Below are 25,204 nucleotides of genomic sequence, written 5' to 3'. Positions count from 1 at the left end.
AGGAAACCAAATGAAAATCATTAATGTCGGTATTGTAGGTTATGGATTATCGGGTGAGATTTTTCACGCTCCACTTATACAATCTCTTGCGGGAATGGAAATTCTAAAGATTGTCTCCAGTGATCCTCATAAAGTGAGAAGGAAGTTTCCAGATATGGAGGTCGTATCCTCTATAGAAGATCTGCTATCGGATGAAAGAATTGACCTAGTCGTCATTACGACTCCTAATTCTACACATTATTCTTTTGCCAAACAGTCCTTGCTTGCTGGGAAACACGTTGTTGTAGAGAAACCATTTGTTATTCAGACTGAAGAGGCAAAAGATCTAATCGAAATAGCGAACGGACAGAACAAATTGCTAAGCGTTTTTCACAATAGGAGATGGGATAATGATTTTCTGACCGTGAAGCAATGTATCGAATCCGGCGCTATGGGCGAAATTTATTTATATGAAGCGCATTTTGACCGGTATCGGCCAGAGGTAAGAGAAAGATGGAGAGAACAAGTTGGACCTGGGGCAGGCATGCTTTATGATTTAGGAGCACACCTAATCGATCAGGCTTTGTACTTATTTGGTAACCCAATAAGTGTGTTTGGTGATGTATTTGCACAAAGAGTGGATGCTTTAGTGGATGATTATTTTCATATCATTTTAAATTATGGAAAAATGCGAGTCATTCTGCACAGTGGTTCAATTGTTAAAAGTTCCGGTCCGAAATTTCAAGTTCACGGCAGTAAAGGGAGTTTTATTAAATATGGTCTGGACTCACAAGAAGATGCTCTTCGCCAAGGCAGCGTGCCAGGAAGCCCAGGTTGGGGGCAAGACCATGAACAGTGGTATGGTGAGTTGACGACTGAAAATGGAAAACATGGCACCACAAAAAAAATAGAAACGATACCGGGTTCTTATGAAAATTTCTATCAAGGCATTTATCAAGCGATCACCCATAATGCTCCGTTACCTGTAAACGCAATTGAAGCGATGAATACGATTAAGGTGATTGAATTGGCCAAGAAAAGTAGTTTGGAGCAAAAAACGGTTTTATTTGAATAAATAAAAGTACCTGTTTACCAACATTCAAGAAGAATCGCTTATATAATGATCTCATTGCCCGTTTGATTTGAAATGGCCTGCTGCTGTCAGGCCATTTTCTTATTTAATTTTGAGATAAACGCCAGTCATGGGATGTACTCCAGTATTTTAGTAGGTACTTTTTAGTTCCCATATTACTTAAAAGTGCGTACTTTTATTATCGATATAAATGTCTCATAATCAAATTTGCCAGACGATGAAATGACATTAAGTGATTGGACAGTCATTGATTTCCGACATACAGATACAGCTTAAAAAATATTAGGAGGGTTTACTCATATGAGAAATATACTGCAAGGAAAACTAGGCTTTGGAACTGCTCCGCTAGGTAATATGTATCGTAACATCCCAGAAGAAGAAGCTATCGCAACTGTAGATGCTGCTTGGGAGAGTGGCATACGTTACTTTGACACAGCTCCTCTTTATGGTTCTGGCTTAGCGGAGATTCGCCTTGGTGAAGCACTGTCGAAAAGAAGTCGTAATGATTACGTTTTAAGTACGAAAGTAGGTCGAATCATTTCGGATGAACTTGAGGATACTTCTGCCCGTGATCTGGGAGAAAAAGGGGGACTATTCGAATTCGGCCGTAAGAATAAAATCATCAATGATTATAGCGCGGATGCAACCCTTCGCTCAATCGAGCAGAGTTTGACACGCTTGAGAACAGATCGTCTGGACTTTGTTTATATTCATGATGTCGCGCAAGACTTTTATGGTGATGAGTGGTTATCGCAATTTGAAATTGCCCGAACAGGGGCATTCCGTGCACTCACACGTTTACGTGAAGAAGGAGTAATTAAGGGTTGGGGACTCGGAGTAAACCGAGTAGAGCCGATTGAACTTATGCTTGAATTGGAAGAAACGAAACCAGATGTATCGTTGCTGGCTGGTCGTTACACCTTATTAGACCATGAGCACTCGCTGCAGCGGGTAATGCAATCGGCTGAAAAACACAATATGGATATTGTCGTTGGTGGTCCATATAGCTCAGGTGTTCTTGCTGGAGGAACTCACTTCGAATATCAACAAGCGTCACCAGAAATTATGGCAAGAGTTGCGAGAATCAGAAATATTGCAGATCGTCATCACATCAGCATCAAGGCAGCTGCTTTACAATTTTCACTGGCTAATCCTGCAGTTGCTGCTGTCATTCCTGGTGCTAGTCGACCTGAGCGAATTGCAGAAGACAAAGCTGCATTGAACACGATCATCCCGCCTGCATTCTGGGAAGAAATGCGCGAACAAAAACTGGTAGCCCCTCATGCTCCACTACCAATCAACGTTAACTAAAAAGGAAAGTAATAAATATGGCAATAACTACGACCTTTATTAATATTTCTGCTTCACCTGCACAGGTATGGCAATTAATCGAGGGTTATGACTAGCGTTATTCCAGCAAAGGAAATCACATCGCAACAGGTTAGTAAGGTGCTGTTTGCCATCAGGGGTGGCAAACGAAAAGTGGAGTACGACTTACCTATGAACGGGGTTGGGAATTATTACTTGTATATAGACATTATGGTATGATGAATTAGATGAAAATATAGGAAGCAAGGGAGAGACGACCGTGTCAAAATTGACGGAATATTCGGAGTCAGGGTACCCAATCTATCGCTATGGCGATAGGCAGCATGTTTGGCAGCCACCGGAGTACGGGGAAGAAGGATGGAGCGAGAAAATCGAAGACCACGTGCGCCAGTATATCGGAGAAATCGATTCCGTTTTCCACGAAATCCTATCGGATGTCGTTCATATTGATGTCCACGTCATAAAACCGACACCCGAACGCAATTATTATACGTTATTTACAACGGGCATGAGCTTTAAGCCCATGAATACGCCAGAAGGCGCAGAAGACTACGAATTCGCGGAATTGATGATCTGCTTGCCGCCGGATTGGCGGATCTCGCAAGAAGATTTAGAAAATCACGTACATTTTTGGCCTATTAAATGGCTCAAAATGTTAGCTCGTTTTCCCCATGAGTACGATACTTGGCTAGGCTGGGAGCATACGATGCCTAATGGGGATCCGGCTGAACCGCTATCACAGCAAACGGAAATGAGCGGAATCATTTTGCTGCCTCCTCTTGATGTGGATGAAGATTTTCTTTCGCTGGACATGGGGGATGGGCGAGTCGTACACTTTTATGCCATCATCCCTCTCTATTCAGAAGAAATGGATTTGAAGTTGAAGCACGGCAGTGACCCGCTGCTGGATAAATTCGAGGAGTATGGCATTAACGAAATTATCGATTTGAATCGGCTCAATACGTGCAAAGCTGACTAGACGTTTTGGCAGCAAATCGATATCCAAAGAGAGGATGACGTCATCCTCTCTTCAGAACAGATTTATTCTGCAAAATTAAGGTCGTTCCATTACCTGCCTCTTAACAGGGTTATGAGTAGTGATTGAGGGACTGGAGAAATATAGATTCCAATAGAAAAGTGTCGATAGATTTCTCAAAACTGGCTTAATAGATGACTCAAGGAGGTCCGCTATGGTATCGGATTTTAACCTATGAATGCAATTTTAATAACGTTCAACAAGTGTGCTGCGATCGAAGATGATTACTATATGTTTGCATCTAAGCCGGATGATTTAGATGACTCGTCTGAGTTCACCAGGATTTTTTATTTTGACGATCAAGCTCCTGAGAACAAATGGCGTCACTTAGACATCCCCTATTTTTCAACTATATGTCTTTGTGTTGTTAAGTCTGCGCTGGGTAGTCAACGTAAATATGCTGCACTTTCGAAAAACGGAGATATTTCATATTACTGGCCTGGGGGACAAGGCACAGAAAAAATAGTAGATGCCGGATTGAAAAAGGTTGCACCGATGTATGGTTATCTTAACTCTTTGAAGGAGATTGATGGCTGTTTGTACGCATGCGGTGGTGGTGGGCAAATATATGTTCGTGATGCTAATCAATGGCATGATATCGCAGGTGAACTAAGAAGTCCCGCTCCAACAATAAAGCCCAACCATGCAATAAATCAATTTAATATCGGCGATGACATTGCTGACATCGATGGATATTCCGCCAAAGATTTATATGCAGTCGGACGGAATGGAATATATCACTTCAACGGGCACTCTTGGAGGCTTTGCCAAGTATTCACTGACGAGATTATGATGAGTGTAATATGTGCCTCCAACGGTGTCATTTGGACATGCGGATTTAATGGAACCATATTGCGCGGAAATGCAGCCAGCGGGTTCGAAGCTGTCAGCCACTACGATGACGATATGATTTTAACAAAGATGGCGTTTTATAGAGATCATATCTACTTCGCTTCGAATGAAGGATTATTTTTACTTGATTATACAAAAGAAAAGTCCAGGCTTCAGAAGATTGATGAAATTGTAGAATGCGAAGATATTTCGGTCGTTGGTGACACTTTGCTATGCATTGGCTCAAAAAGTATTTACATACTCGACAAACATGGGTGGAGAGAGTTAAAGCACCCTGATCATACATGAAGATGCCACGTTAACTTATAAAATACATGAATACATGTAATGCAAGATAGACGCAGTTAAGGAGCAACATATGAACGATAAATTAACATTGATTCAGGTTTTTGCTGGAACCTATTCAGAGGAAGCAGTTTTAGAAGAGCTTCCTGCAGAATACCTAAGCGATCAAAAATTTAAATTATGTGCATCTCCAGGGCTAGCTCTAGGGCTTGCAAAAGGAGATACAATAAAGCTCCATCCAAACGGAGATTTTGAGTTAATAGAGCATGGTGGGAATTTTTGTGTTCAAATTTACAAAGAGCAGCCTATCAAAGAAATATTAGAAGCGGTTGAAACAATAGTCAAACAAGAGCTTGCTGGCTCTTTAGATGGTTTTCATAATGGCTCGCTTGCCTTCACTGCTCCTATCAGCAATGGATTTCATGCCACCAATCATGTTTTCAATAAGATTAGAGACTTATTGGAGTCGGAATACTATTACTCTAATATTTACAAAAATCCATATCATTTAGAAAATGAAGAGTTGGTTAGTTGGGCTAGAGATCTGGATTAATCGTTCCCAAACGTCTGTTTTTCGGCACTATGCACGATCTCTCGGATGGCGAGCACCTAGTGTATCGTCAGATCCAATTGGCTATCAGATTGCAGATCTCACTAATGTACACCCAAATGCTCAAGAAGCATAGGAGGCAGATATGGTTGATGAAAGGCATCTTGCTTATTTCAAAGAACTCTTGGAAGGAAATGCTGAAATTTCATTTAGAGCATATCTTTCAAATCATGAAGATTCTTTGCGAAAGCAATTCTCTCCGGCAAGATTTACAAGACTACGGTTCAAGTCATTTGATGAAATCGTTAAGATTCTTGACGAAGAAAAAGTACTCTACATCATGAATGATCAGGCCATAAGAAACGAAAAATATTTGGCGACATTTCATCCTGATGCATTGAATGAAAAAGGCAGGCTCAAGGAAGGATTCAAAGACACCCTATTCAACGGAATTGTTCACGATTTTAAAACGAAGGGAGAAGATGCAGTCTTAACCCTCCATCAATACATCGAGTTCCCTAAAAACATCAATCATAAAAGAAATATAGAAAAACTCGAAGACATCGAATATTTCGCCGAAACGGAATTGTGTCTAGGAGATCAAAGTCTTGGTCTTTTTTTGCTGAAGGTGCTAGCATCTATGGATCGTCAGTTTTCCGAAGTAGATGATATTATCCATAGAGCTCAGGAAGCTGTAATGAAGTTTTCAAAGAACATAAGGGTGGAACACCAGAACCAAGTGGAGTAAAAACAAGAGACAACGAGAGAGTTATAAACTGCTTCCTTGCACTTAAAGCTCCAAATGGTTTCCATGATACGAAAACGGAGAAAGCCATTAAAGAAAAAGGTGATAGATGTGCAAATCAATAAAGAGTCATGCCGAGAAAAAATTCTGGAATTCGACATCAGAAGAACAATTATACTTAATATGTATATCAAAGAATGGTCTATGCCGGAATATAGAGTCATAATGACAAAACCAGAGATTGGCGTATATATTGAGATATATTATTTCCCATCAATTAATGATAATATCCCTGCAAGATTCGCAACAGTCGGCCTATCTAATTCCATTCGAAAAACTGGAAAACCTATTGAGACTGAATGGATGCTAGCATTAAAACCCGATTTGGGGCAAGAAAACATTGATCGTATATTCACATATTTCTGCGACTTAATTGCCCATAATATTGAAAATATAAAGTCTTCGGGAGTACCACGAGTAATGACTGAGAGCACACTCGCACCAGAGAACTGGACTACAAAGGCCCTTTTAATTGATGAACTCAGAGGAGAAAGTGAAGATTTAGAAGAAATAAAAATAGGTGAAGAAGTAATTAGTGTCTTGTGGGTTGTCCCAATTACTCCTAAAGAAGCGTATATAATTTTACAAGAAGGCATAGATGCTTTTGACGCTTATATAGAAAATCATCAGCATTCAATAATCGATCCCACTCGTCCTGATAAATAAGCAGCTTAAGCTGAGAAAAATACGCTGAAGAGGATGGTGCATCCAATGTACAATATTACAGAAATCAATAGCCTGGAAAATTGGCAATCTGCTTCTCGTGAACGACGCGGAGATATTTGCAATTCGATAATCGAGAAATTACCAGGCAGATTCAAACTCGCAAAACCATATCTATTAAAAAGCCCCAGTAATGGTAAAGAAATAGAAATACCATGTTTTTATGATGAGCTTTATGAAACACCTTTAAATCTAATATTTGGTGGAGACTTTATTTATGGAGCCTGCTCTCAACATATTGAGAGCATCAGAAATATATGCGAACCTAACGACTGGTCCATGATTTCTCAACTTATCCATCAATCTGATGGAAATGAAAATACTCATATAAACCCATTCCTAATGAGCCGCTTCCCTGTTTACGAGTGGGTACTGGAGGAAAATATTAATCTATCAAATGATCTAGAAAGACCTGATTTCTATAGCGAAGATGGGCCATTTCCTGCCTATGTTAACTTACAAGAAGCGGCATCTTTTATGGAAAAAAGCGGGTATAGAATGCCGTGGGACTCCGAGTGGGAGTATGTTTCCAAGGAATTCAAAAATAATTTATTCACATGTGGAGAAGAAATTCCATCACGAGATTTATCCGATGACATTTGCCTTACTCAATTTGGTGATAGCGGGCTCAATCATGCTGCATCCAATAATTTTGGCATAGCAGGTCTTGCCATTGCCGCGTTCACCCGCATTAAAGGAGCGAAGGATGAGATAATAGTTCGTGGAGGCGCTGCCGGATTTTACCCGTTTCAACATCCTTCACAATGGGCAATGCTATTGACCGAGCTGCAATTACCTATAAAAAATATGCCTGGCCAGTTAGCAGGTCTGCGACTATGTCTCGATATACCAGAATTATAATTCGCCTAAGGCGTCCTGATCTGAAAGCTAAGCCCTAATACTGATTAAGCCTGATTACGATCCGGCAAGCATAAGATCGGTAGCTGCGTTTCGCTAACGGGCAGGCTGGTTGACGGGCGCAGCAATAAAAAGTTGAGATTGACCCTAATTTTTACATATGAGAAAATAGTTAAAACTTACTAGTGAAAGGAAAACAAGGTATGGACACCCTTTTTCAATTCATTCCACTTAGTCAGCTTGCAGATAAGTTTCCGGAAGGCTCTTGGTGGGCCAAGTTTTATCAGGATTTTAATGAGGAACATCTTGCCGCATATTATGAAGGGGATTTGACACTACCTGCTCTTAATCTGGATTGGGAGCAGCCTTTTCCGCAACAAAAAGAGGTAATCCTCCTTTTTATTGATGGAAATTTTGCCGTAGACAATCTCTTTAATAAAGAAACTGATGGTGCCATAGGACTTATGGTAATCGGTAATTTGAGCGCGAAAAATATAGCTGTAGGCGGTCAGGAAATTTATGTGTCGGGCAATCTGTTGGTTGCTGAAATATTGTGCGGTTCCTACAATCATGGGGAAACAATTGTAAAAGGTGATCTCAGCGCTGCGGTTTTAGTTCAGGATGATGAGTACAAATTCCAAGTGGACGGGCAGAAATCGATCGCATGCCTAGTAAATGTGTGGGAGGGAGACGGTGTACTTCAGGAGCTCCCGGTGGGTATTCATGAGGTTTTGATCGATGAAGTTTTTCTGGACATGGAAGAGGAGGATGCTGGCTTTTCTTTTGACACGCTGGCAACCGTTATTGCAGAAGGACGATCCGCATTAAAAGAATTAAATGTAACCCGCACGAGAGAGAAACCTGTTCATTTATATTTTACCCATAATACGATCAATGAGGAAAATATATTAAAATTGACACAGTGTATTTTAATGCCGAATGACACGCCATCTTTTGATTTTCAGGAAAAAGGCGTATTTTTCAAAGCTCAGCAGGAACATATTGATGCTGACGGGGATCAGCGGGATCTCAGCGTTTATATGGAAGATACACGGCATCAGTATTACATTTGGCTAGAGCAAGATCATTCCATCGGTTTGTTGAGGAAAACCGTTGATAAGGAGTCTGAGTGGGAGAACATTACGGAAGAGTCTCAAGAAGCGCTAGCAGAGATTAGCGATTGCTGGACGATGTTTCTGACCTGCGTTAATATGGCTGAGCTTTATTTACGAAACATTGAGGTACAGGATGTGCAAGACATTTTGCAGTACCCTGTCATTCAGGCGTTATCTATAGAAGAAGCGGAGGATGACGGATTCTGGGACGGCTCAAAATGTTACACCTTCCGTCAGGCCCGTATAGACGAAGATGGAGATTACCTAGATGCTAGGATTGAAATCAAGACTCCTGATGGAGCGTATTATTTTTATTCACTGGACAACGGAACTTATGTTTCCCGGCATTATCAGCCACCGGATCAATATGGTAAGCAGGACATGTCCTTTTTGGACTGGAGGCGCTGGGAGGCATCAGAGCAGTATTTTGTAAGATTCAAACAATTTATTGCGCAGAAGAATTGAGAATGGCATATATATTCTAGATGCAGCTTGTACAAAACCAAATGAAGAAACCGGATATGAATATTAAACTAACGGGACACGATAGTTGAATTACATGTAGGCTGCTATAAGGCGGCCTTTTCTCAATTAACAAGTAGGTTAGCTCAAAAGTATCTTTTTTCAAAGGAGCAGAAATATGTTTATAGATCTTTTTAATAGATTCAGCATCACATTACCTATTAGATTAGTTGAAGAGTTAGAAACTCACAGCAAACAACAGAAGGATCAAAAATACTTTTTAAGATTAATGGAATTTGATGAAATCATTGAAACAGCTGATTTTATGTCTGAAATGGAGGTTTATCAAGATATTATTCCGTTATGGACAGATGATCATTCAAACTACATAGGCTTACATTTTCAAGGTGCATGCAAATACAGGATAAGTTACATCAATCATGAGGAAACGGATTTATCTCCAAGTTTTAGAAGTATAAGTTCATTTATAACTAAACTCGAACAACATCCTAATTTGGATTGGGATGAATTAAAGAAAGACTATCCCTCAGAAATAGAATTTAGTAATACTGAGCTTGCTGAAGACTCAATTTGTATTGAAGAGCTGAACAAATTGATAAGTTCTAACGAACTAATAAATGATGATGTTCGTTGTCAGTATATTTTTTCAATCATGGCATTAACACCGAAAAGAGATCTTGATTCATTAATAAAGTATTTAGATGATGAAGATATGTATGTGCAAGAGAGAGCATGTGAGATTATTGGTTTTCATAGATACATTCCAGCTAAAGAAAAGTTAACAGAGGTTTCTAAAAACGGAATGCATAATGGAAAATTAGCAGCCACAATAGCATTATCAAGAATAAGAGAACACGAAAGAACATAATTCGAAAATCGTCATTCTGCGTTCCAACTCCTATTGTAATAGCAACTTTTTATAAGATATACGCGTTTCTATTATAGAATGAAAAATACATTAAGTGGGTGAGGTTGCTATGAAAATGAACAATTGGAAAAATGCAGTTGCCATTCTAGTTATCATGTCATTTCTTTTTCCGCTTGGATCACATGAAACGAATGCAGCATCCAAGTACGTGAAGTTGGAACTGCAATGGGAAGACGGCCGTATCAACCATATTGAGACGCTGCTTAAGGACGGTGTCACTTACGGAAGTTTTTTCTCGCTGGGCAGCAACGCAGGTCTGCATTGGGAGATGGAAAGTGACAAGACGGCGGTTTTGAAAAGGAATCAGAAGCGTATTGTTGTCCACATGGGAAGCGGAATTGCCGAAGTTGATGGTAAAGAAGTGGATATGGGCAGAGAACCTGTATGGTATATTAGTCATCTTTATGTGCCGATTAGATTCCTTGCATCTGCTTTGGAGGGGGAAGTGGCCAATCAAGACACCAAGACGGGCAAGGTAACCGTGACAGGACTCAACAATTATACGGATACTATTTATGGCAGCATGATGGGATACAACTATACAATTCGAGCAGGAAAAGGGGATCTAGAGATTACTAATGTTTATACGGGACAAAAGACTTCGATTCCGTTAGGCATAAAAGACATTAACTTGAATACTCATGTTCTCAACTTAAATTTCAAGGGGACTAACAAGAATCTACTTGTAGTCACAATTGAATATTCTAATCGAAAGAGTGGAGAACATGACCTGTATACGTTGGTATTCAAGAATCAAGGGCTGATTCGCAAAACCGTTGCTCACGGATTAAAGGAGCAGCATGAAACGTTGAAGCCGGACGGCACAATTCAACTCATTGATGACAAAAATATACGTATTATTGATGATGGAACCGGCGATGTACTTGAAGTAATTGCTCGGTAAAATGGCATTGAAATATGAATGGTGTAACGAAGACAAGAATAAAAAACATTATTATGCTGCGACCGTTTCTCAGTATTTTACCGGGGAACGGTCGTTTAGTTTCTTCTGAAAGCGTTAGTGGTTACGGAGGTTGAGATGGAATAAGCGGCTCAGTTCCAGGTTACTCGAACTTTGAAGACGGCAGATGCTTTTGTCATAATAGTCTATAGTTTTCTTGCTTTGATTACAAAAGTTACAGGAAGCATTTTCGCTCTTTGTGCAAACTCGCTGTTATCGTCCCGCATAATTTCATCATCAGATTGCTCAATCATTTGCTCAATTACGAATCCCGCTTTTGCCAACGCATTCACATAGGTTGATAGTTTACGATCCGATAAGGTTATCACACCTTCATCAAGAGATATCGAATACCAAGATTCATCGAAGTAACATTTTTTAAAAGTAAGCCTATTATTTTCTGCAGCAACACATCTGTGAATAGGGTGAGACCAACTGAAAATAAATACACCGTCTTTTTTTAGGTAAGAAGCGATCCGGCGAAATGTACCCTCAAGGTCGGTGGTCCATCCTATGGCGTAAATCGAGTAAACAAAGTCAAAATAATCAACTGGCATACCACATTCCTCTTCCATGGGAGAACAAATCAATTTTGCTGAAAGACCGCATGCCTTCAAATGCTGCGCTGCCTTTTTGATTTGTTTTTCTGATATATCCACAGCCCATAGTTCAGAGGCTTTGTGTTCCCCGTGATATTGTAAGGATTGACCGTTTCCACAACCTATTTCCAGCATCTTTTTCCCTGAGACATCACCAAAAAGCTGGCATTTTTCTTCTGATACAAATGCGCCATAAAAAGGAAGAACGATTGCTCCTAAATATTCATTTCCTTTTGTATCCCAATAGAAGCTATTTGTTTCATAAACAGAATTTTTGTCCATGCCGAGGCCCTCCCCAATATAAATAATATGAGCCTAAACGTGTAGATTTCGACATGCGCGTTCTTTCATTTACACATATCGAACACGAACACTTTGTGCTCTACCTCCCACATAATATATCGGTTTTATATATACAAATCCAGTTAAAATCATCCATCCAGCGTCCATTCGCAGTCAGGTCCTGATGCTGGACTATATGGATGAAGGTAAGATATAACTAAACGATCGCGGAAGTAAATTTAAATATAAGTAGATATGATCAACTTCAAAAACTTGACTGACAGTAGATGTCACTGAAGTTTTTTTATAATGAAGATAATCGTTGATTACCGAGATGGATCGTTGGTATCACTTGATAAATGATAAAATAAGGAGAGCTTGTAAATGAATAAAGCAGGAGTAAAGTTGACTGAAAGCATAAAATATACGGCCGTATCAGGTAAACATACAAAGAATGGTACACCTAACGGCGTGACAACGATAACACCATTTATAACCGTGAAGGATCCTGTTAAAGCAATTGAGTTCTATAAAATTGTTTTCAATGCAAGGGTGAAGGATATTACTGAACTACCTGATGGGAATGGCAATAAAATAATTATCCATGCAGAATTAGATTTTGGAAATGGTTTTTTGCAATTGGGAGCAGCGAATCCGGCATATAAATTGGTCTTGCCGCCAGATGAAGACAATGCATGTTATTCTTTAGGGATTTATGTAATTAATGTTGATCAGGTATTTGAAAATGCAGTATCAAGAGGAGCAAAAGTAAGGGAACCAGTTACAAGTTTTGTTTCAGGTGATCGATTTGGTAGTATACTGGACCCTTTTGGAGTAAGGTGGAGTATTATGACTAGGATTGAAGATTTGTCAGAGGAAGAAAGTAGTCGCAGGGTTGCTGAATGGGCCAAAAGTTTTAGTGGAGAATAAATGCAATAATCATTTTGATAGCTGATCTATCAACGGATGAAGGATGGAGGACAATATGATATTTAAGATTGAGCAGCCTAAAATTCCAGTTGAGTTGCTCGAAACAAGAACTATTCACTCATTAGAATCAAGAGATGAGATTAGTAATGGAGTTATTGATAATATAACAATTGAGTACCAGGATGCTGTCAAGGTTTCCATGGATAAAATGATTTTTAGAAATGTAACCATTACAGAGTCATCGTTGGAACAAATCGAACTTACAGATATTGTTTTCGAGAATTGCGATTTTTCAAATGTTAATTTTCCAAGTTCATTCTTTCATCGTATTGAATTTAGAAATTGTAAGCTAATTGGTACAAACTTCTCTCAGAGTAGACTTCAAAATGTCCGTATTCTGGACTGCTTAGCTGATTTTTCAAATTTTCGCTTCGCTAAATTTAAACAAGTAAGTTTTGAAGATTGTTCTTTAGAAAGCGCTGACTATTATGGTTCTACTATTCAAAAATTAAACTTTACCCGTTGTAATATCGATCAATCTTGTATGATCGGATCAAAGCTAAAGGGAGTCGATCTTAGCGACTGTAACTTTAATGAGCTAAGTGTCGAGGTTGAGGATTTAGATGGATGTATTATTGCCAGTCATCAGGCTTCAACTTTTGTGGGTTTAATGGGAATGATTATTCGGTGACTGATGCTTGTGAGGAATTATTATGTTTCAATTCAATTCGTTTCTTAATCTTGCTGTTTCATTCGAGTTTTCACTTAAATACAGCCTTTTTAGGTATAGTAATAGGTGACACATTGGTTCTATCATTCACGATTGGAGGATAACTGGTTGAACAGAGTCGTGACCAAGTTTTATGAGTATGGGCAAAACGAAATCGATTATCTAAAGCAAAAGGATGAAATCTTGGGAAGAGCCATCGACCGTTTGGGGAAAGTCGAACGTGAAATCATTCCCGATCTATTTTCCGCGCTTGTACACGCAATAGTGGGGCAATTGGTGTCCGTTAAAGCCGTTCATACCGTTTGGGATCGAATGCAGGAGAGATTAGGCGAAATCACGCCTGAAAATATAACCAGACAGAGCACAGACGATATCCAGAAATGCGGGATGACGATGAAAAAAGCGGTCTGTATCCATTCCATTGCCGAAACGATCACAACAGGTAAATGGGATATTGAAACGCTTCGCGATCTACCCGATGATGAGGTGATTCGTCAGCTGACAACGTTAAATGGCATTGGACGTTGGACTGCAGAGATGTTGCTTATCAATTCCATGGAACGACGGGATGTTGTCAGTTGGGGAGATATTGCGATCCGAAGAGGGATAATGAAACTGTACAGTCTTTCCGATTTATCAAAAGTAGAATTTGAGCAGTATCGGCGTAAATATTCGCCATTCGGTTCGGTGGCTTCCCTATATTTGTGGGTGATTTCGTTTGAGTAAATAAGGAGTTACTACCATGGAAATGACATTGAAGGAACAGCTACTCGAGCTGGCAGAGCCGGGGTACCAAGCTTTTTCTGCGGCCTTGATCCCCAATATAAATAATGTATTGGGTGTACGATTGCCAGAGCTTCGCAAGATCGCGAAAAAAATGGCAACGGGCAATTGGACAGGCAATTTTATTGGAAACCAAGCAGAGTGGTTTGAAGAGGTTATGGTGCACGGAATGATTATTGGCTACTTGAAGGCGGACATTGATGAAGTTTTGTATCATGTAGCCGCGTTTATACCAAGCATCGACAATTGGTCGGTATGTGATAGTTTTTGTGCAGGTCTCAAGGTTACTCAGAAGCATAAAGAGCGTGTATGGGATTTTCTTCAGCCATATTTTGAATCCACAAATGAATACGATCTTCGCTTCGCTGTCGTGATGCTTCTTAATTATTATGTAGACGATATCTATCTGGATGCCGTTTTAAAAAAGCTGGATGGTATTAAACATGAAGCATACTATGTAAAAATGGCTGTAGCTTGGGCGATATCGATTTGCTTTATCAAAATGCCTGAGCCAACGATGACATACTTAAAATCTAATTCTTTGGACAACGATACATTTAACAAAGCTTTGCAGAAAATAACGGAGTCTTTCCGAGTAGACCAGGAAACCAAGCGTATTATTCGTAGTATGAAACGCAAATAAAAATATGTAACAAACGTAGGTTTGAGAATGAAAGTCGTGAGGTGGAAAATACCGAGTATTACAATGCGAACATGTTAACGCGGCAATAAGACTTCATTAGGCAATGTTCACGTCATTAAATTAAACTTATACATGATGGTGAAACGAAAACAGGTAAGGATTGCGGGGCTCCGGAATTCTTACCTGTTCTGTCTTGCCAATATATTTCTTGAAGTCCATAGGCTTCACTCAACTTCATCTATTACTTTTACACAGGATTGAAAATAAATGGAGACATGATTTTACATATGATCACGTTAGGGTTCAAAACCCTTCTGGCTGATGTAAAGTTCATCTTCCGAAAAGTGCTGCCGCATTTGCTCATAAACCAATTGATAGGCAGATGGATGATACCATTCTTCCATGCCCAGATTTTTATATAACGCTTGTAAGCCCAAATTGCGCGTTCGTTTACCGCCACTGCCGTCCCCCATAAAATAATCGTCTACACATACCCGGTTAACCAGGGGACGCAACATTTCTGCAAATCGCTTACTGCTCGGTAATAAGGGAGCGATGGCAACTTGTGTAGGAATACCGAATTTAGCAAGCAGTTGTAGTGTTTTAAGTCTTGCCTGAATGGGAGGAGCATAGGGGGCAAAGTGCTTGCGAATATCTTCCCGGTCGGTCTCTACCGTCATGCTTACCCGAACCTTGGCCCCCAGCTGTTGCAGTAACATAATGTCTCTGCTGACAAGTGGGCTGCGTGTCTGAACAAGCAAGAAGTCTGGGGGATTGTCGACCATAACCTCCAGTAAAGACTGCGTAACTTTCTCCTTGTGTTCGATTGGTTGGTAAGGGTCCGTGCTGGATGACATGAAGATGGTAACCGGGCCCTTGACTCTGGCTCTGCGCAACTCCTTTTGGAATGTGACCGCAGCCTCTTTTTTAATATCTACCCAAGTTCCCCACTCCGCGCTGCGAAAAGTGGAGACAGGCATTTGCCGCACATAGCAATAGGAACAGGCGAAGGTACATCCTGTATAAGGATTTAACGAATGACTATAGCCGGACAAAAAACCAGTTCCTTTATTCAGCAGTGTTTTTGGTGTTTTGTACAAATACTTGACTGTCATCCTCGTTCACCTGCCGATCCATGCCTTGTATACGTATAATAGGCGAGACTGCAGTTCTTTGTTGAATCAAACTTGTATGTCGAGGATTCGGTTGTTCGTTCACTTCGCATCATGAAAAATAATCCCCATGCTGTAACGTGTTCCCGATGTGATTGTACCTACGCCATGTCGCAGAGTCACCCTATAATAGCCGCGTGTACCCGATACGGGTCGCTGCTGGGTTGGAAAGATTAGTCCTTCACCCTGATTCAGCGTAATGACATGACCTCTGCTCTGCGCCCGCGGCCGCTGCTCGATGAGTAAAGATTCGCCGCCTGTATAATCTCCGCCTCGTTGGTTTAGCACAAATACGACTTGAAAGGGGAAGAAGATGTCACCGTACAAATCCTGATGGAGACAATTGTAGCCGCCTACTTCATATTTAAGAATCAGCGGGGTTGGACGAGTTTGCCCTGCCTGATGACATTGATCGAGAAAGGCAGCCAGAGTATCAGGATATTCGGGTGATCGATTCAAATGTTCCAGCCAGCGATTGGCCGTTTTGGCGAGCTCCGGGTACAGGCCATCACGAAGCTGTTGTAACAGATCTGGAAGGGGAGCTTGATAATATTTGTACTCTCCGATTCCGAAACGATAACGCGTCATATCGATGGTTTTGCGATAAAGTGATTCATCTTCATAGCCTTCCATCAGACTTTCACACACATCGGAATTAAGAAGACATGGTAGTTTGGCGTAGCCCTGTTCGTCAAGTGTCTGGTGCAACTCGGACCAGTTAAGATTGACTAATGATGGTATACGTTGGTCAGACATGGTGCAGCTCCTTTTCAAGGATTGGTGTGCTTTGCTCCAGTTCCAGCAGTTTTGTTTTCATGTCCATTCCGCCGCGATAACCCGTCAGCGATCCATTCTTGCCGATAACCCGATGGCAAGGAACCGTAATTAGAATCGGATTTGAGCCAATGGCAGTACCAACCGCTCGAACCGCAGCCGGTTTTTGAATCTGATGAGCAATCTCCGAGTAAGACCGGGTTTGACCGTAAGGGATATCACAAAGTGCCTTCCATACAGCTGCCTGAAAAGGCGTTCCGCGATAAAAGAGTGGGATGGTGAATTGATTAAGTTGACCTTGAAAATATCGAACAAGTTCATCTGCATACGGTTGCAGCTTTTCATCATCTTGAATCAGCCCGTGTCCAGGAAAGCGGTTATTTGTCCATGTCGCCAATTCTTCGTATGGCTGATTCTGCGAGCCCACAAAACATAAGCCTGCTTCAGTTGCGCCGATATGCACCTTCCAATTTTCATAAGAAAGCAAGGTCCAATAGAGAGGACTGCTGTTTTTAGTTGTCATTAAAATGCCTCCTTCAAGTGTTTTTTCAGCCGTTGGTTGACTTCCAGCGTTTGCCCGTGTGACTTGCGCCGTTTGCAGGGACGAAAATATGCGGCTAATGCGTGATCGACATTTTTGAAAAAGCCGATTTATTCCCCTTTGGGCAGTCTTGATTTGCAAGACGGTTAACAAAAGTTAGTATAACCCTGAAAACAGGCTTTTGTGTGCATTTTGGAATGTAATAGCAAGATAGCGAAATTACAATGACAAGTCCTTATGTGACAATAAGATAACTGTTAACTCACGTTCAGAGAGGATGATAAACCTGTGGATCCAGGTAGAAGTTCGAATTTATTTAATAAGCCCCCAATATACGCTCTTAAGAGCAAAATTTAAGTGTAGATTCGAGGCACTCGTGAAGCTGTATGCCAGTTTGACTTTTACAGAAAAAGATCCAGATATCGGGTTCTCTTCTGTTAGTCAATTATGTAGGATTTATTTATTAATTGGCAAACATTTGTAACTCGCAAGTATGGCTATTATAATAAAAGTTAGTATTCATTTTAGGAGGTATTGTTGTTATGTCCGAATGTAAATTATCTGTCGATTATGATCAATATGAGAAAGGTGTCAAAATCGTAGACTTAATAGTGGAAATGGCAGACAAGGATGAGAGCTTGCAACTTGAAAGTCTCGTCATCGGTGACTGGGGCGGCGCCTACGAGAATGATTCCAGTGAAATTGTCGAAGTTCTTGTTCGGTTGAAAGACCGCTTTCCGCAGCTGCGGAGTTTATTTATTGGCGATATGTCCTATGAAGAATGCGAGGTCTCTTGGATTAATCAATCTAACCTAGGACCGATTCTATCTGCCTATCCCGAGCTTCGCTCTCTCACAATTAAAGGAAGCACAGGTCTCAGCCTAATTCCGGCTCACCATGACAAACTGGAGGAGCTTACTATTATTTGCGGCGGTCTTAGTAATGACGTCATTACTAGCATAAGTGAAGGTAGTTTCAAAAACTTAAAGAAGCTAGAACTTTATTTAGGGGTAGAAGAGTATGGTTTTGATGGAAGTCTCGAGGATGTGCTCCAGTTGATTGAACCTGGAAAATTCCCTTTGCTTTCCTATCTTGGGCTCAAAGACAGTGAAATTCAAGATGAAATTGCTATTGCGGTAGCCAATGCACCGATTCTTGATCAACTACATACGTTGGATCTTTCTATGGGGACCTTGACAGATGAGGGAGCTGAAGCACTTATCCATAGCGAAAAGGTAATGAAACTGAAGAACCTTGATTTAAGCTATCATTATATGTCGGATGAAATGATGAATCGTTGGAAGCAGTCAGGGCTGAATGTAGATATCAGCGATCAACAGGATTCAGATGAAGACGAGGATTATCGCTATCCTTCCTTGACGGAATAACGATGGAATCGATGATTATTATAGGCAACTCCGGTAATAGAAGAACAACCGGACTGCAAGCGGCAAGAGCTCGGCTGGGGTTGCCCCCAGCCTTTGTTTTGGATTATAGGGATGTGCTGCAGGGAAATGTATCCTTAAGTTCGCTTGCACAAAGCTCGGGGCTAATGTTTGCTGAATCTCCATTGCTGCGGATCGACGCGCCCGGGGAACATTTTGAAGTAGAACGTGAGCTGATTGCACTTGGCGCCCCTGATGCGGCTAACACTCAAATAGACGAGCGTTGGCTGAGATACAACAAGAGCGTTGTTCAGCCTATTTTGGTAAGGATGGCCAAAGGGTTGAAGGAGATTAAGGGAAAACTCTATCATCCCTCCCAGTGGTTTCGTGGGTATTGCAAGTTGTTATCTCGACTGGACAGGGAGGCAGCACAACTATGGGATACCCCGCGATGGATGAATGCTCCCGAGGACATAGCCGCCATGTTCGATAAAAGGTATACGCACCAGATCTTATCATCAGCTGGATTACCGGTGCCAAGAAGATTAGCTGCACCGGAAGCCATACCGGATTACGATACACTTCGGGATGCAATGGCAAAAGAGCGAACATATCGTCTATTTATCAAGCTAGCAACTGGTTCTGGCGCATGTGGTGTAATCGCGTATCAGGTAAATCCCGTTACAGGAGCGGAATCGGCCGTGACGACGATAGGTGTGGAGAACTATCTCCGTAGACCACCTGTATTTTATAATGTAAAAAAGCTGATGAACTATAAAGAACACCAAGTCATTCGCCAAATCATCAACTGGTTATTGGGACACGGCGCTCATGTAGAGCAATGGATTCCAAAAGCGACTTATCAGGATCGCACTTTTGATATCCGGCAACTTGTCGTAGCAGGTCAAGCTTGTCACAGTATTGCAAGGGCAAGCAGAACACCTATAACGAATCTGCATCTCGATAGTGATCGAATGAGTTTGGAGGAGGTTGGCATGTCTGACAACCTTCAAGCTGCCGTACGACGATGCGCTGAACAAACGTTATCGGTATTTCAACGCTCTACCGTCGCAGGCATAGATGTACTACTGAGCAGTGGTTCGTATAGACCGTATGTATTGGATGTTAATCCGTTTGGGGATTTACTGTATCATAGCCATTATGAAGGACACGATCCCTATGAATGGGAAATGAGAATGGCTTCACGCTCTACGAATATTTAAAATGGAAGAGGATCACCACGATGTTTAACATGAACGAAATTGTAGGCAGTCATGATATTCTGATGATTACGCTGGATACGCTGCGATATGACGCCGCTGTGTTGGAGGAAGCAAACTGTCCGAATTTGTGCGGGGACGCACATTGGGAAAAGCGACATTCGCCCGGCAGCTTCACTTATGCAGCCCATCATGCTTTCTTTGGCGGATTTCTGCCGACCCCCGCTACGACAAACAAGTCAGAGCATGTTCGATTGTTTCATTCGAAAAATACGGGATTAAAGACACATCCGTTTACATGGCAATTTGATTCAACGGATCTCGTATCTGGATTACAGGTAGCGGGCTACCGTACGATTTGTATAGGTGGAGTCATCTTTTTCACCAAAAAAGTTCCGCTCGCCAAAGTTCTTCCAAGCTATTTCCAAGAAAGCTATTGGCGGATGACCTTTGGAGTTACGAATCAACGCTCTACTGAGCACCAGGTGAACCATGCCATCAAGCTGCTGCACAATTCGGATCACACAGAACGTATGTTTTTGTTTATGAATATATCAGCGATTCATGGGCCCAATCATTATTTTGTACCAGGAGCAAAGAAAGACTCCATAGAGACGCAGCGCGCGGCACTTCGATATGTTGACAGTGAGCTTGGTCGATTATTTCAGGCATTCAGAGAACGAGAACGGCCTGTATTTTGCATGGCGTTCTCTGATCATGGCACCGCCTTCGGTGAAGATGGCTACAACGGCCATAGACTAGCGCATGAGGTCGTGTGGAACGTGCCTTATCGCGAATTTATATTGTAAGGTGAGAGGAGGGAACATGATGAGCTATACGGTCTACCCTAATTACACGGATATCATCCAGAATTCGGAGGCTCTGCGCAGTTGGAAAGAAAACCTCACATCAGAGCCTTACCGATCTTATCTATACGCTTATCCACACAAAACCTCCTATCGAGAATTAGAGAGGAAGCTGCCGCTTTCCGAATTGTGGAGTCAGGAATTAGCAGATACGTTATTTTTATATATGCATATTCCGTTTTGCGGAGCACGCTGCGGTTTTTGCAATTTATTCACGTTGCCTGACAAGAGGGCCGACGTACATACCAATTATGTGGATGCTTTGGAAAGACAAGCTGCACAATGGGCTCCGCTCATTCCGAATAAACCGGTTGCCAGATTTGCAATTGGAGGCGGTACACCGACTTTACTGGAACCTACCCAGCTGGATCGGTTGTTTCATATTGCTCAACATGTGATGGGTATGAATCCAAACCAAGCCTCCATCTCGGTAGAGACATCTCCCGAGACGATCACCATCGAACGCTTGGACATTTTAAAAAGTAGGCAGGTGGATCGGGTCAGCATGGGCATTCAAAGCTTCGTAGAATTTGAAGCGGATGCGATCTATCGTCCTCAAAAGCCGCAGGAAGTCGAAAGAGCTCTGAGACAGCTCAAGCTGTATCAATTTCCGATCCTTAATCTGGACTTGATTTATGGCCTTCCTGGCCAGACCCTTGATAGCTGGATATATTCGCTGGATAAGGCGTTGTCTTATGATCCAGAGGAGTTATTTATTTATCCGTTATATACTCGTGAGCACACGATCGTAAAGCCAGAGCAGATCAGGCAGAGTGGCGAGGATCAGAGACTAAGCTTCTATCGTGTGGCGCGGGATCGTTTGCGTGCACATGGATATACCCAGTACTCGATGCGGAGATTTGCCAAAGCAGATGCTATGTCGGAGAAATCATTACTCCCTTATGGTTGTCAGGAGGAGGGCATGATTGGACTTGGCTGTGGCGCACGATCTTACACGAGAACAGTCCATTACTCCTCGCGATACAGTGTAGGTCGTTCAGCTACAGCAAGCATCATTGCCGACTATGTGGCTTCAGCCGATTATACCCATGCAGATTATGGCATTGTGTTAAGCAAGGATGATCAGCAGCGACGCTTTATCCTAAAAGCACTGCTTCATACAGAAGGCTTGGCATTGAGCAGCTACGCGGAGCGATTCACATCGTCAGCTCTAGTAGACTATCCCGAGTTGAATCTGCTTGTGCATACGGATCTGGCTGTTATAGAGCATGAGGTGCTGCGTCTGACGGATGAAGGGCTCATGTACTCCGATTCTATAGGGGATTGGTTCATTTCTCCAGAAATACGGGCGCGCATGGAAAGCTGTGTACTGTTATGAAAGCGACGATTTATTTTCGCGGGAGCTTGAGCTCATGCAATTATGACTGCCCTTATTGTCCTTTTAGCAAGAATATAGATAGTCAAGAGACATTGGCAAAGGATCGGCTGCAGGTGCAGACATTTGTCGAGTGGGTAAGGACACAAGCAGGAAGCGGGCATCAGTTGTCCTTGTTTTTTAATCCATATGGCGAAGGACTTACGCATCGGTGGTACAGGGAAGCTTTGGTTAAGCTGTCGCACATGCAGCACGTTACTAAGGTCGCTATCCAAACCAACTTATCCGCTAGGCTCGATTGGACAGCCGAATTGGATCCGGTTACTGCTTCATTTTGGGTAACCTACCATCCGGGGCAGACGGAGGAAAAGCGATTTTTACAGCAATGCAGCAAGCTTTATGAACAAAAAATACCGTTCAGTGTAGGCTGTGTCGGTGTTAAGAGTGCGTTCAACTCCATTTCTTCATTAAGGAATGCACTACCTGATGATGTTTATATGTGGGTGAACGCCTACAAAGATAAACCAGAATACTATTCTGCCGAGGATACCGCATTTTTGACCGAGATGGACCCTTACTTTGTCCTTAATGCCAAAGATTACGACAGTATGGACAAGCCGTGCCGTGCAGGAGAAAATGTGTTTTATGTCCAAGGCGACGGGCGCGTAAAGCGCTGCTATAAGGACCGTCAAGTGATCGGAAATTTGTATAAAGATGGCCTAGATGGAATCTCTAAAGAACGCCCGTGCCGTATGAGGCAATGTGATTGTTACATAGGTTACATCCATATGGAGGAGCAGCCGTTTGATTCTATTTACGGAGAACGTGCACTTGAACGGATCGCTATTTTATCATAAAGGGGAACAGTGCATTGGTTGGGACAGCAATATGGTTAACAGGGATTCCAAGCTCTGGTAAAACGACAACAGCGTTAGCTTTGACAGCGGCTCTTCAGGAAAGAGGCGTTAGGGTCGAATGCTTGGACGGCGATGAACTTAGACACAACGTAGGACGAGAGCTTGGATTCAGTAAAGAAGATCGACTAGAGAATATTCGTCGTGCCGTTTATATTAGCAAGCTGCTGAACCGCAATGGGGTTACGACGATCATCTCCATGATTGCACCCTATATGGAAATGCGAGACTATGCCCGAGCAGAGCTGGAGTCATACGTTGAAGTGTATGTGCATTGTCCATTGGAGGAATGTGTACGTAGAGATGCGAAAGGCTTATATGCAAAAGCAATAAAAGGCGAAATCACAGCATTTACCGGTATTTCTGATGTCTATGAACCGCCCGTGCATCCGGAAATCACGATACATACCCACACAAACAGTGTGGAGTCTAACGTATGCGAAATTTTGGAGTACTTAATGAAATAATCAAAAACGATTGCCTGGTCCCTAAGAGGAGAGGTAATCGTTTTTACTTTTTAAGCTGTTTGAATGATCAATAACAGGTATAACATGTTGTTGAGCATGAAGCAGTCAATGCAAGAGAAGAACGGTAGTTATATTTAAATAATATATCTCATCACTTTTCATAAAAAGAGAAGACGTGAAATTACGATTTACATACTGCACCGTTAGCGTTTATACAAGGCAACTCATTCGGACATGTTTGAGGAACAGATGATTGAGATTTTTAAAAGCGGCTGTAAAAAATAATCCCACCAATTCTTCATTTTGTATAATCGTTTCTAAGCGTCGATTTTATTTCAGTGGAACAATTCAAAAGAACGGCCGCTGTTCGCATCGTTTGCGACAGGGCCGTTCTAATGTTTTTAGAAGGCAAGCTTCAAATTGCTATTCTTGCCAAACACTCATAGGATCCCATGGCTTGATTTGATTACCATATTTTCCGGCCAAAAAAGCTTTCATGTCTTCCAGCTTAGCAGGCACCTCGTTCCAAATTGGAAGGGGTGGTAAACCTCGTTTGCTTTTCAATAGGATGTCCACTGTAACATACAAGCGTTCTGGCTGAATCCAATGAAGGAAGCGGGAAATATCAATTTGCTTGGTCAGGGACAAGGCATCAATCTCGTCATTGTAATGCTTGTTAAACTCGCTGATCAGGTTCAGGAGGTATTCTCTCTGCTCCCTCACGAAGTCCAGGCCGCAGATGGCGCCATGCCCTGGAATAACGATTTCGGGTTTAATTTCATCAATAATGCGATCAAGCACTTTAACCCAATTGAGGGTTCCCTCTTCGCTGTATGCTGTACAACCGTTAAATACGACATCACCGGCGAACAGCACTTTTTCTTTTGGCATCCACAGCAGCAAGTCACTGTCAGAGTGGGCAGGAGCTACGTTGTAAATCATAACTTCCGTATCGCCAAGACGGATGTTGATATCGTCTTTTATCTCAATATTCGGGAGCACCCATTCTACGCCTTCCAGGTCGAATCCTTCAAATTCCGCCGCAAAAAACCGTTCTCCCGAGGTCGATTCCGGTGAATCCTTTCCTCTTCTGATGACACTGTCCATCCAGGCGATATTTTCTGTGAGACGCTCTCTAGACGCCTCCTTGTGCATAATAATACAAGCATCTTCAAACACTTTGTTTCCCCAGGCATGGTCACTGTTATAGTGCGAGTTCACCACATATGCGGGAGAGGCACCGTTGCTTACTTCCTTAAAAGCATCCCGCATTTCCCGTGCATGGAACAAATCGAAGAACGTGTCATACACTAGCCCTTCACCCTTGTTGATGAACCCGGCATTGGCCCAGCTGATGCCACGATACGGCGATATACCGGCAAAGACACCATCTGCGACTTCAAAAAATTTAACGCGGGGTTTCTGGATAATACGTCCATACTTCTTCATGAAAATTCTCCTTTGTGTATATGTTTTGGGGTGAGGCATGTCTTTAGTATAGAGAATGTAAAATACAAATGCAAGCAAGTACTTGCATGCATTATCTTTATGTAATATGCTAGTAA

The 25,204-nt window shown here is 41.9% G+C and carries 26 protein-coding genes; 21 read left to right on the top strand and 5 right to left on the bottom strand.

Going from position 1 to position 25,204, the window contains the following annotated elements; genetic code table 11:
* Positions 1 to 10: 10 nt before the first annotated feature.
* The 11 genes from MH117_RS18670 (at position 11) to MH117_RS18620 (ending at position 10,940) form a co-directional block, all read left to right on the top strand.
* Positions 11 to 1,054: an oxidoreductase gene (locus MH117_RS18670; RefSeq protein WP_239331180.1), complete on the top strand. Its 1,044-nt coding sequence runs from the start codon at positions 11 to 13 to the stop codon at positions 1,052 to 1,054.
* Between the two features lie 318 nt (positions 1,055 to 1,372).
* Complete coding sequence (locus MH117_RS18665) at positions 1,373 to 2,383, top strand: aldo/keto reductase (RefSeq protein WP_239331179.1); 1,011 nt, start codon at positions 1,373 to 1,375, stop codon at positions 2,381 to 2,383.
* Positions 2,384 to 2,660: 277 nt separating this feature from the next.
* Positions 2,661 to 3,380 (top strand): suppressor of fused domain protein, encoded by a 720-nt coding sequence (locus MH117_RS18660; RefSeq protein ID WP_239331178.1) that lies wholly within the window; start codon positions 2,661 to 2,663, stop codon positions 3,378 to 3,380.
* Positions 3,381 to 3,611: 231 nt separating this feature from the next.
* Positions 3,612 to 4,577: a hypothetical protein gene (locus MH117_RS18655; RefSeq protein ID WP_239331177.1), complete on the top strand. Its 966-nt coding sequence runs from the start codon at positions 3,612 to 3,614 to the stop codon at positions 4,575 to 4,577.
* Positions 4,578 to 4,647: 70 nt separating this feature from the next.
* Positions 4,648 to 5,127, top strand: a complete 480-nt coding sequence (locus MH117_RS18650) for a DUF4265 domain-containing protein (protein WP_239331176.1) — start codon at positions 4,648 to 4,650, stop codon at positions 5,125 to 5,127.
* A gap of 142 nt (positions 5,128 to 5,269) precedes the next feature.
* Complete coding sequence (locus MH117_RS18645) at positions 5,270 to 5,872, top strand: hypothetical protein (RefSeq protein ID WP_239331175.1); 603 nt, start codon at positions 5,270 to 5,272, stop codon at positions 5,870 to 5,872.
* Between the two features lie 63 nt (positions 5,873 to 5,935).
* Positions 5,936 to 6,595 carry a suppressor of fused domain protein gene (locus MH117_RS18640; RefSeq protein ID WP_239331174.1) on the top strand — a complete coding sequence of 220 codons (660 nt, stop codon included), beginning with the start codon at positions 5,936 to 5,938 and terminating at the stop codon, positions 6,593 to 6,595.
* Between the two features lie 45 nt (positions 6,596 to 6,640).
* Positions 6,641 to 7,513 carry a hypothetical protein gene (locus MH117_RS18635; protein WP_239331173.1) on the top strand — a complete coding sequence of 291 codons (873 nt, stop codon included), beginning with the start codon at positions 6,641 to 6,643 and terminating at the stop codon, positions 7,511 to 7,513.
* Between the two features lie 182 nt (positions 7,514 to 7,695).
* Entirely contained in the window at positions 7,696 to 9,090 is a 1,395-nt protein-coding gene (locus MH117_RS18630) for a hypothetical protein (RefSeq protein ID WP_239331172.1), read from the top strand.
* Between the two features lie 175 nt (positions 9,091 to 9,265).
* Positions 9,266 to 9,976, top strand: coding sequence for a HEAT repeat domain-containing protein (locus MH117_RS18625; RefSeq protein ID WP_239331171.1), 711 nt, complete (start codon positions 9,266 to 9,268; stop codon positions 9,974 to 9,976).
* Positions 9,977 to 10,091: 115 nt separating this feature from the next.
* Positions 10,092 to 10,940, top strand: a complete 849-nt coding sequence (locus MH117_RS18620; RefSeq protein ID WP_239331170.1) for a copper amine oxidase N-terminal domain-containing protein — start codon at positions 10,092 to 10,094, stop codon at positions 10,938 to 10,940.
* Between the two features lie 203 nt (positions 10,941 to 11,143).
* On the opposite strand, the gene MH117_RS18615 is transcribed toward MH117_RS18620, so the two are convergent.
* Positions 11,144 to 11,878, bottom strand: coding sequence for a class I SAM-dependent methyltransferase (locus MH117_RS18615; protein ID WP_239331169.1), 735 nt, complete (start codon positions 11,876 to 11,878; stop codon positions 11,144 to 11,146).
* Between the two features lie 405 nt (positions 11,879 to 12,283).
* On the opposite strand from MH117_RS18615, the gene MH117_RS18610 reads away from it, so the two are divergent.
* The 4 genes from MH117_RS18610 to MH117_RS18595 all read left to right on the top strand — a co-directional run bounded on the left by MH117_RS18610 (position 12,284) and on the right by MH117_RS18595 (position 14,964).
* On the top strand, positions 12,284 to 12,808 hold the full coding sequence (locus tag MH117_RS18610) for a VOC family protein (RefSeq protein ID WP_239331366.1): 525 nt from the start codon (positions 12,284 to 12,286) through the stop codon (positions 12,806 to 12,808).
* Between the two features lie 55 nt (positions 12,809 to 12,863).
* On the top strand, positions 12,864 to 13,499 hold the full coding sequence (locus MH117_RS18605) for a pentapeptide repeat-containing protein (RefSeq protein WP_239331168.1): 636 nt from the start codon (positions 12,864 to 12,866) through the stop codon (positions 13,497 to 13,499).
* Positions 13,500 to 13,646: 147 nt separating this feature from the next.
* On the top strand, positions 13,647 to 14,264 hold the full coding sequence (locus tag MH117_RS18600; RefSeq protein WP_239331167.1) for a DNA-3-methyladenine glycosylase family protein: 618 nt from the start codon (positions 13,647 to 13,649) through the stop codon (positions 14,262 to 14,264).
* A 16-nt stretch (positions 14,265 to 14,280) separates the two neighbouring features.
* The gene (locus MH117_RS18595; RefSeq protein WP_239331166.1) at positions 14,281 to 14,964 is read left to right on the top strand and encodes a DNA alkylation repair protein; all 684 of its coding nucleotides are present in this window, start codon (positions 14,281 to 14,283) and stop codon (positions 14,962 to 14,964) included.
* A gap of 296 nt (positions 14,965 to 15,260) precedes the next feature.
* On the opposite strand, the gene MH117_RS18590 is transcribed toward MH117_RS18595, so the two are convergent.
* The 3 genes from MH117_RS18590 to MH117_RS18580 form a co-directional block, all read right to left on the bottom strand.
* Positions 15,261 to 16,079 carry an SPL family radical SAM protein gene (locus MH117_RS18590; RefSeq protein ID WP_239331165.1) on the bottom strand — a complete coding sequence of 273 codons (819 nt, stop codon included), beginning with the start codon at positions 16,077 to 16,079 and terminating at the stop codon, positions 15,261 to 15,263.
* A gap of 99 nt (positions 16,080 to 16,178) precedes the next feature.
* Entirely contained in the window at positions 16,179 to 16,892 is a 714-nt protein-coding gene (locus tag MH117_RS18585; protein ID WP_239331164.1) for a 2OG-Fe(II) oxygenase, read from the bottom strand.
* Positions 16,885 to 17,433 carry a methylated-DNA--[protein]-cysteine S-methyltransferase gene (locus MH117_RS18580; RefSeq protein ID WP_239331163.1) on the bottom strand — a complete coding sequence of 183 codons (549 nt, stop codon included), beginning with the start codon at positions 17,431 to 17,433 and terminating at the stop codon, positions 16,885 to 16,887. The genes MH117_RS18585 and MH117_RS18580 overlap by 8 nt, the downstream gene beginning before the upstream one ends.
* 560 nt (positions 17,434 to 17,993) lie before the next feature.
* Here MH117_RS18580 and MH117_RS18575 point away from each other — a divergent pair.
* The 6 genes from MH117_RS18575 to cysC are packed head-to-tail and all read left to right on the top strand — an operon-like array spanning position 17,994 to position 23,639.
* A complete protein-coding gene (locus MH117_RS18575) occupies positions 17,994 to 18,839 on the top strand; it encodes an STM4015 family protein (RefSeq protein ID WP_239331162.1) in 846 nt (281 codons plus the stop codon).
* A 2-nt stretch (positions 18,840 to 18,841) separates the two neighbouring features.
* A complete protein-coding gene (locus MH117_RS18570) occupies positions 18,842 to 20,059 on the top strand; it encodes an STM4014 family protein (RefSeq protein WP_239331159.1) in 1,218 nt (405 codons plus the stop codon).
* 20 nt (positions 20,060 to 20,079) lie between these two features.
* Positions 20,080 to 20,865, top strand: coding sequence for an STM4013/SEN3800 family hydrolase (locus MH117_RS18565; RefSeq protein WP_239331156.1), 786 nt, complete (start codon positions 20,080 to 20,082; stop codon positions 20,863 to 20,865).
* Between the two features lie 19 nt (positions 20,866 to 20,884).
* Positions 20,885 to 22,261 (top strand): STM4012 family radical SAM protein, encoded by a 1,377-nt coding sequence (locus MH117_RS18560; protein ID WP_239331153.1) that lies wholly within the window; start codon positions 20,885 to 20,887, stop codon positions 22,259 to 22,261.
* Positions 22,258 to 23,115, top strand: a complete 858-nt coding sequence (locus MH117_RS18555) for an STM4011 family radical SAM protein (RefSeq protein ID WP_239331150.1) — start codon at positions 22,258 to 22,260, stop codon at positions 23,113 to 23,115. The genes MH117_RS18560 and MH117_RS18555 overlap by 4 nt, the downstream gene beginning before the upstream one ends.
* Positions 23,116 to 23,129: 14 nt before the next feature.
* Entirely contained in the window at positions 23,130 to 23,639 is a 510-nt protein-coding gene (gene cysC / locus MH117_RS18550; protein ID WP_239331148.1) for an adenylyl-sulfate kinase, read from the top strand.
* Positions 23,640 to 24,062: 423 nt separating this feature from the next.
* On the opposite strand, the gene MH117_RS18545 is transcribed toward cysC, so the two are convergent.
* Complete coding sequence (locus tag MH117_RS18545; protein WP_239331145.1) at positions 24,063 to 25,088, bottom strand: MBL fold metallo-hydrolase; 1,026 nt, start codon at positions 25,086 to 25,088, stop codon at positions 24,063 to 24,065.
* Positions 25,089 to 25,204: the final 116 nt, after the last annotated feature.

It is taken from the genome of Paenibacillus sp. ACRRX, from assembly GCF_022346885.1.
Classification (GTDB): domain Bacteria; phylum Bacillota; class Bacilli; order Paenibacillales; family Paenibacillaceae; genus Paenibacillus_B.
This window is presented reverse-complemented; position numbering and strand designations above follow the sequence as displayed.

Excerpts from the sequence above, each read along its gene's own strand:
- MH117_RS18670 (WP_239331180.1), top strand. The coding sequence starts at position 11 with ATGAAAATCATTAATGTCGGTATTGTAGGTTATGGATTATCGGGTGAG.
- MH117_RS18665 (WP_239331179.1), top strand. The coding sequence starts at position 1,373 with ATGAGAAATATACTGCAAGGAAAACTAGGCTTTGGAACTGCTCCGCTA.
- MH117_RS18655 (WP_239331177.1), top strand. The coding sequence starts at position 3,612 with ATGAATGCAATTTTAATAACGTTCAACAAGTGTGCTGCGATCGAAGAT.
- MH117_RS18650 (WP_239331176.1), top strand. The coding sequence starts at position 4,648 with ATGAACGATAAATTAACATTGATTCAGGTTTTTGCTGGAACCTATTCA.
- MH117_RS18645 (WP_239331175.1), top strand. The coding sequence starts at position 5,270 with ATGGTTGATGAAAGGCATCTTGCTTATTTCAAAGAACTCTTGGAAGGA.
- MH117_RS18640 (WP_239331174.1), top strand. The coding sequence starts at position 5,936 with ATGATACGAAAACGGAGAAAGCCATTAAAGAAAAAGGTGATAGATGTG.
- MH117_RS18635 (WP_239331173.1), top strand. The coding sequence starts at position 6,641 with ATGTACAATATTACAGAAATCAATAGCCTGGAAAATTGGCAATCTGCT.
- MH117_RS18625 (WP_239331171.1), top strand. The coding sequence starts at position 9,266 with ATGTTTATAGATCTTTTTAATAGATTCAGCATCACATTACCTATTAGA.
- MH117_RS18620 (WP_239331170.1), top strand. The coding sequence starts at position 10,092 with ATGAACAATTGGAAAAATGCAGTTGCCATTCTAGTTATCATGTCATTT.
- MH117_RS18615 (WP_239331169.1), bottom strand. The coding sequence starts at position 11,878 with ATGGACAAAAATTCTGTTTATGAAACAAATAGCTTCTATTGGGATACA.
- MH117_RS18605 (WP_239331168.1), top strand. The coding sequence starts at position 12,864 with ATGATATTTAAGATTGAGCAGCCTAAAATTCCAGTTGAGTTGCTCGAA.
- MH117_RS18595 (WP_239331166.1), top strand. The coding sequence starts at position 14,281 with ATGGAAATGACATTGAAGGAACAGCTACTCGAGCTGGCAGAGCCGGGG.
- MH117_RS18590 (WP_239331165.1), bottom strand. The coding sequence starts at position 16,079 with ATGACAGTCAAGTATTTGTACAAAACACCAAAAACACTGCTGAATAAA.
- MH117_RS18585 (WP_239331164.1), bottom strand. The coding sequence starts at position 16,892 with ATGTCTGACCAACGTATACCATCATTAGTCAATCTTAACTGGTCCGAG.
- MH117_RS18580 (WP_239331163.1), bottom strand. The coding sequence starts at position 17,433 with ATGACAACTAAAAACAGCAGTCCTCTCTATTGGACCTTGCTTTCTTAT.
- MH117_RS18575 (WP_239331162.1), top strand. The coding sequence starts at position 17,994 with ATGTCCGAATGTAAATTATCTGTCGATTATGATCAATATGAGAAAGGT.
- MH117_RS18570 (WP_239331159.1), top strand. The coding sequence starts at position 18,842 with ATGGAATCGATGATTATTATAGGCAACTCCGGTAATAGAAGAACAACC.
- MH117_RS18565 (WP_239331156.1), top strand. The coding sequence starts at position 20,080 with ATGTTTAACATGAACGAAATTGTAGGCAGTCATGATATTCTGATGATT.
- MH117_RS18560 (WP_239331153.1), top strand. The coding sequence starts at position 20,885 with ATGAGCTATACGGTCTACCCTAATTACACGGATATCATCCAGAATTCG.
- MH117_RS18555 (WP_239331150.1), top strand. The coding sequence starts at position 22,258 with ATGAAAGCGACGATTTATTTTCGCGGGAGCTTGAGCTCATGCAATTAT.
- MH117_RS18545 (WP_239331145.1), bottom strand. The coding sequence starts at position 25,088 with ATGAAGAAGTATGGACGTATTATCCAGAAACCCCGCGTTAAATTTTTT.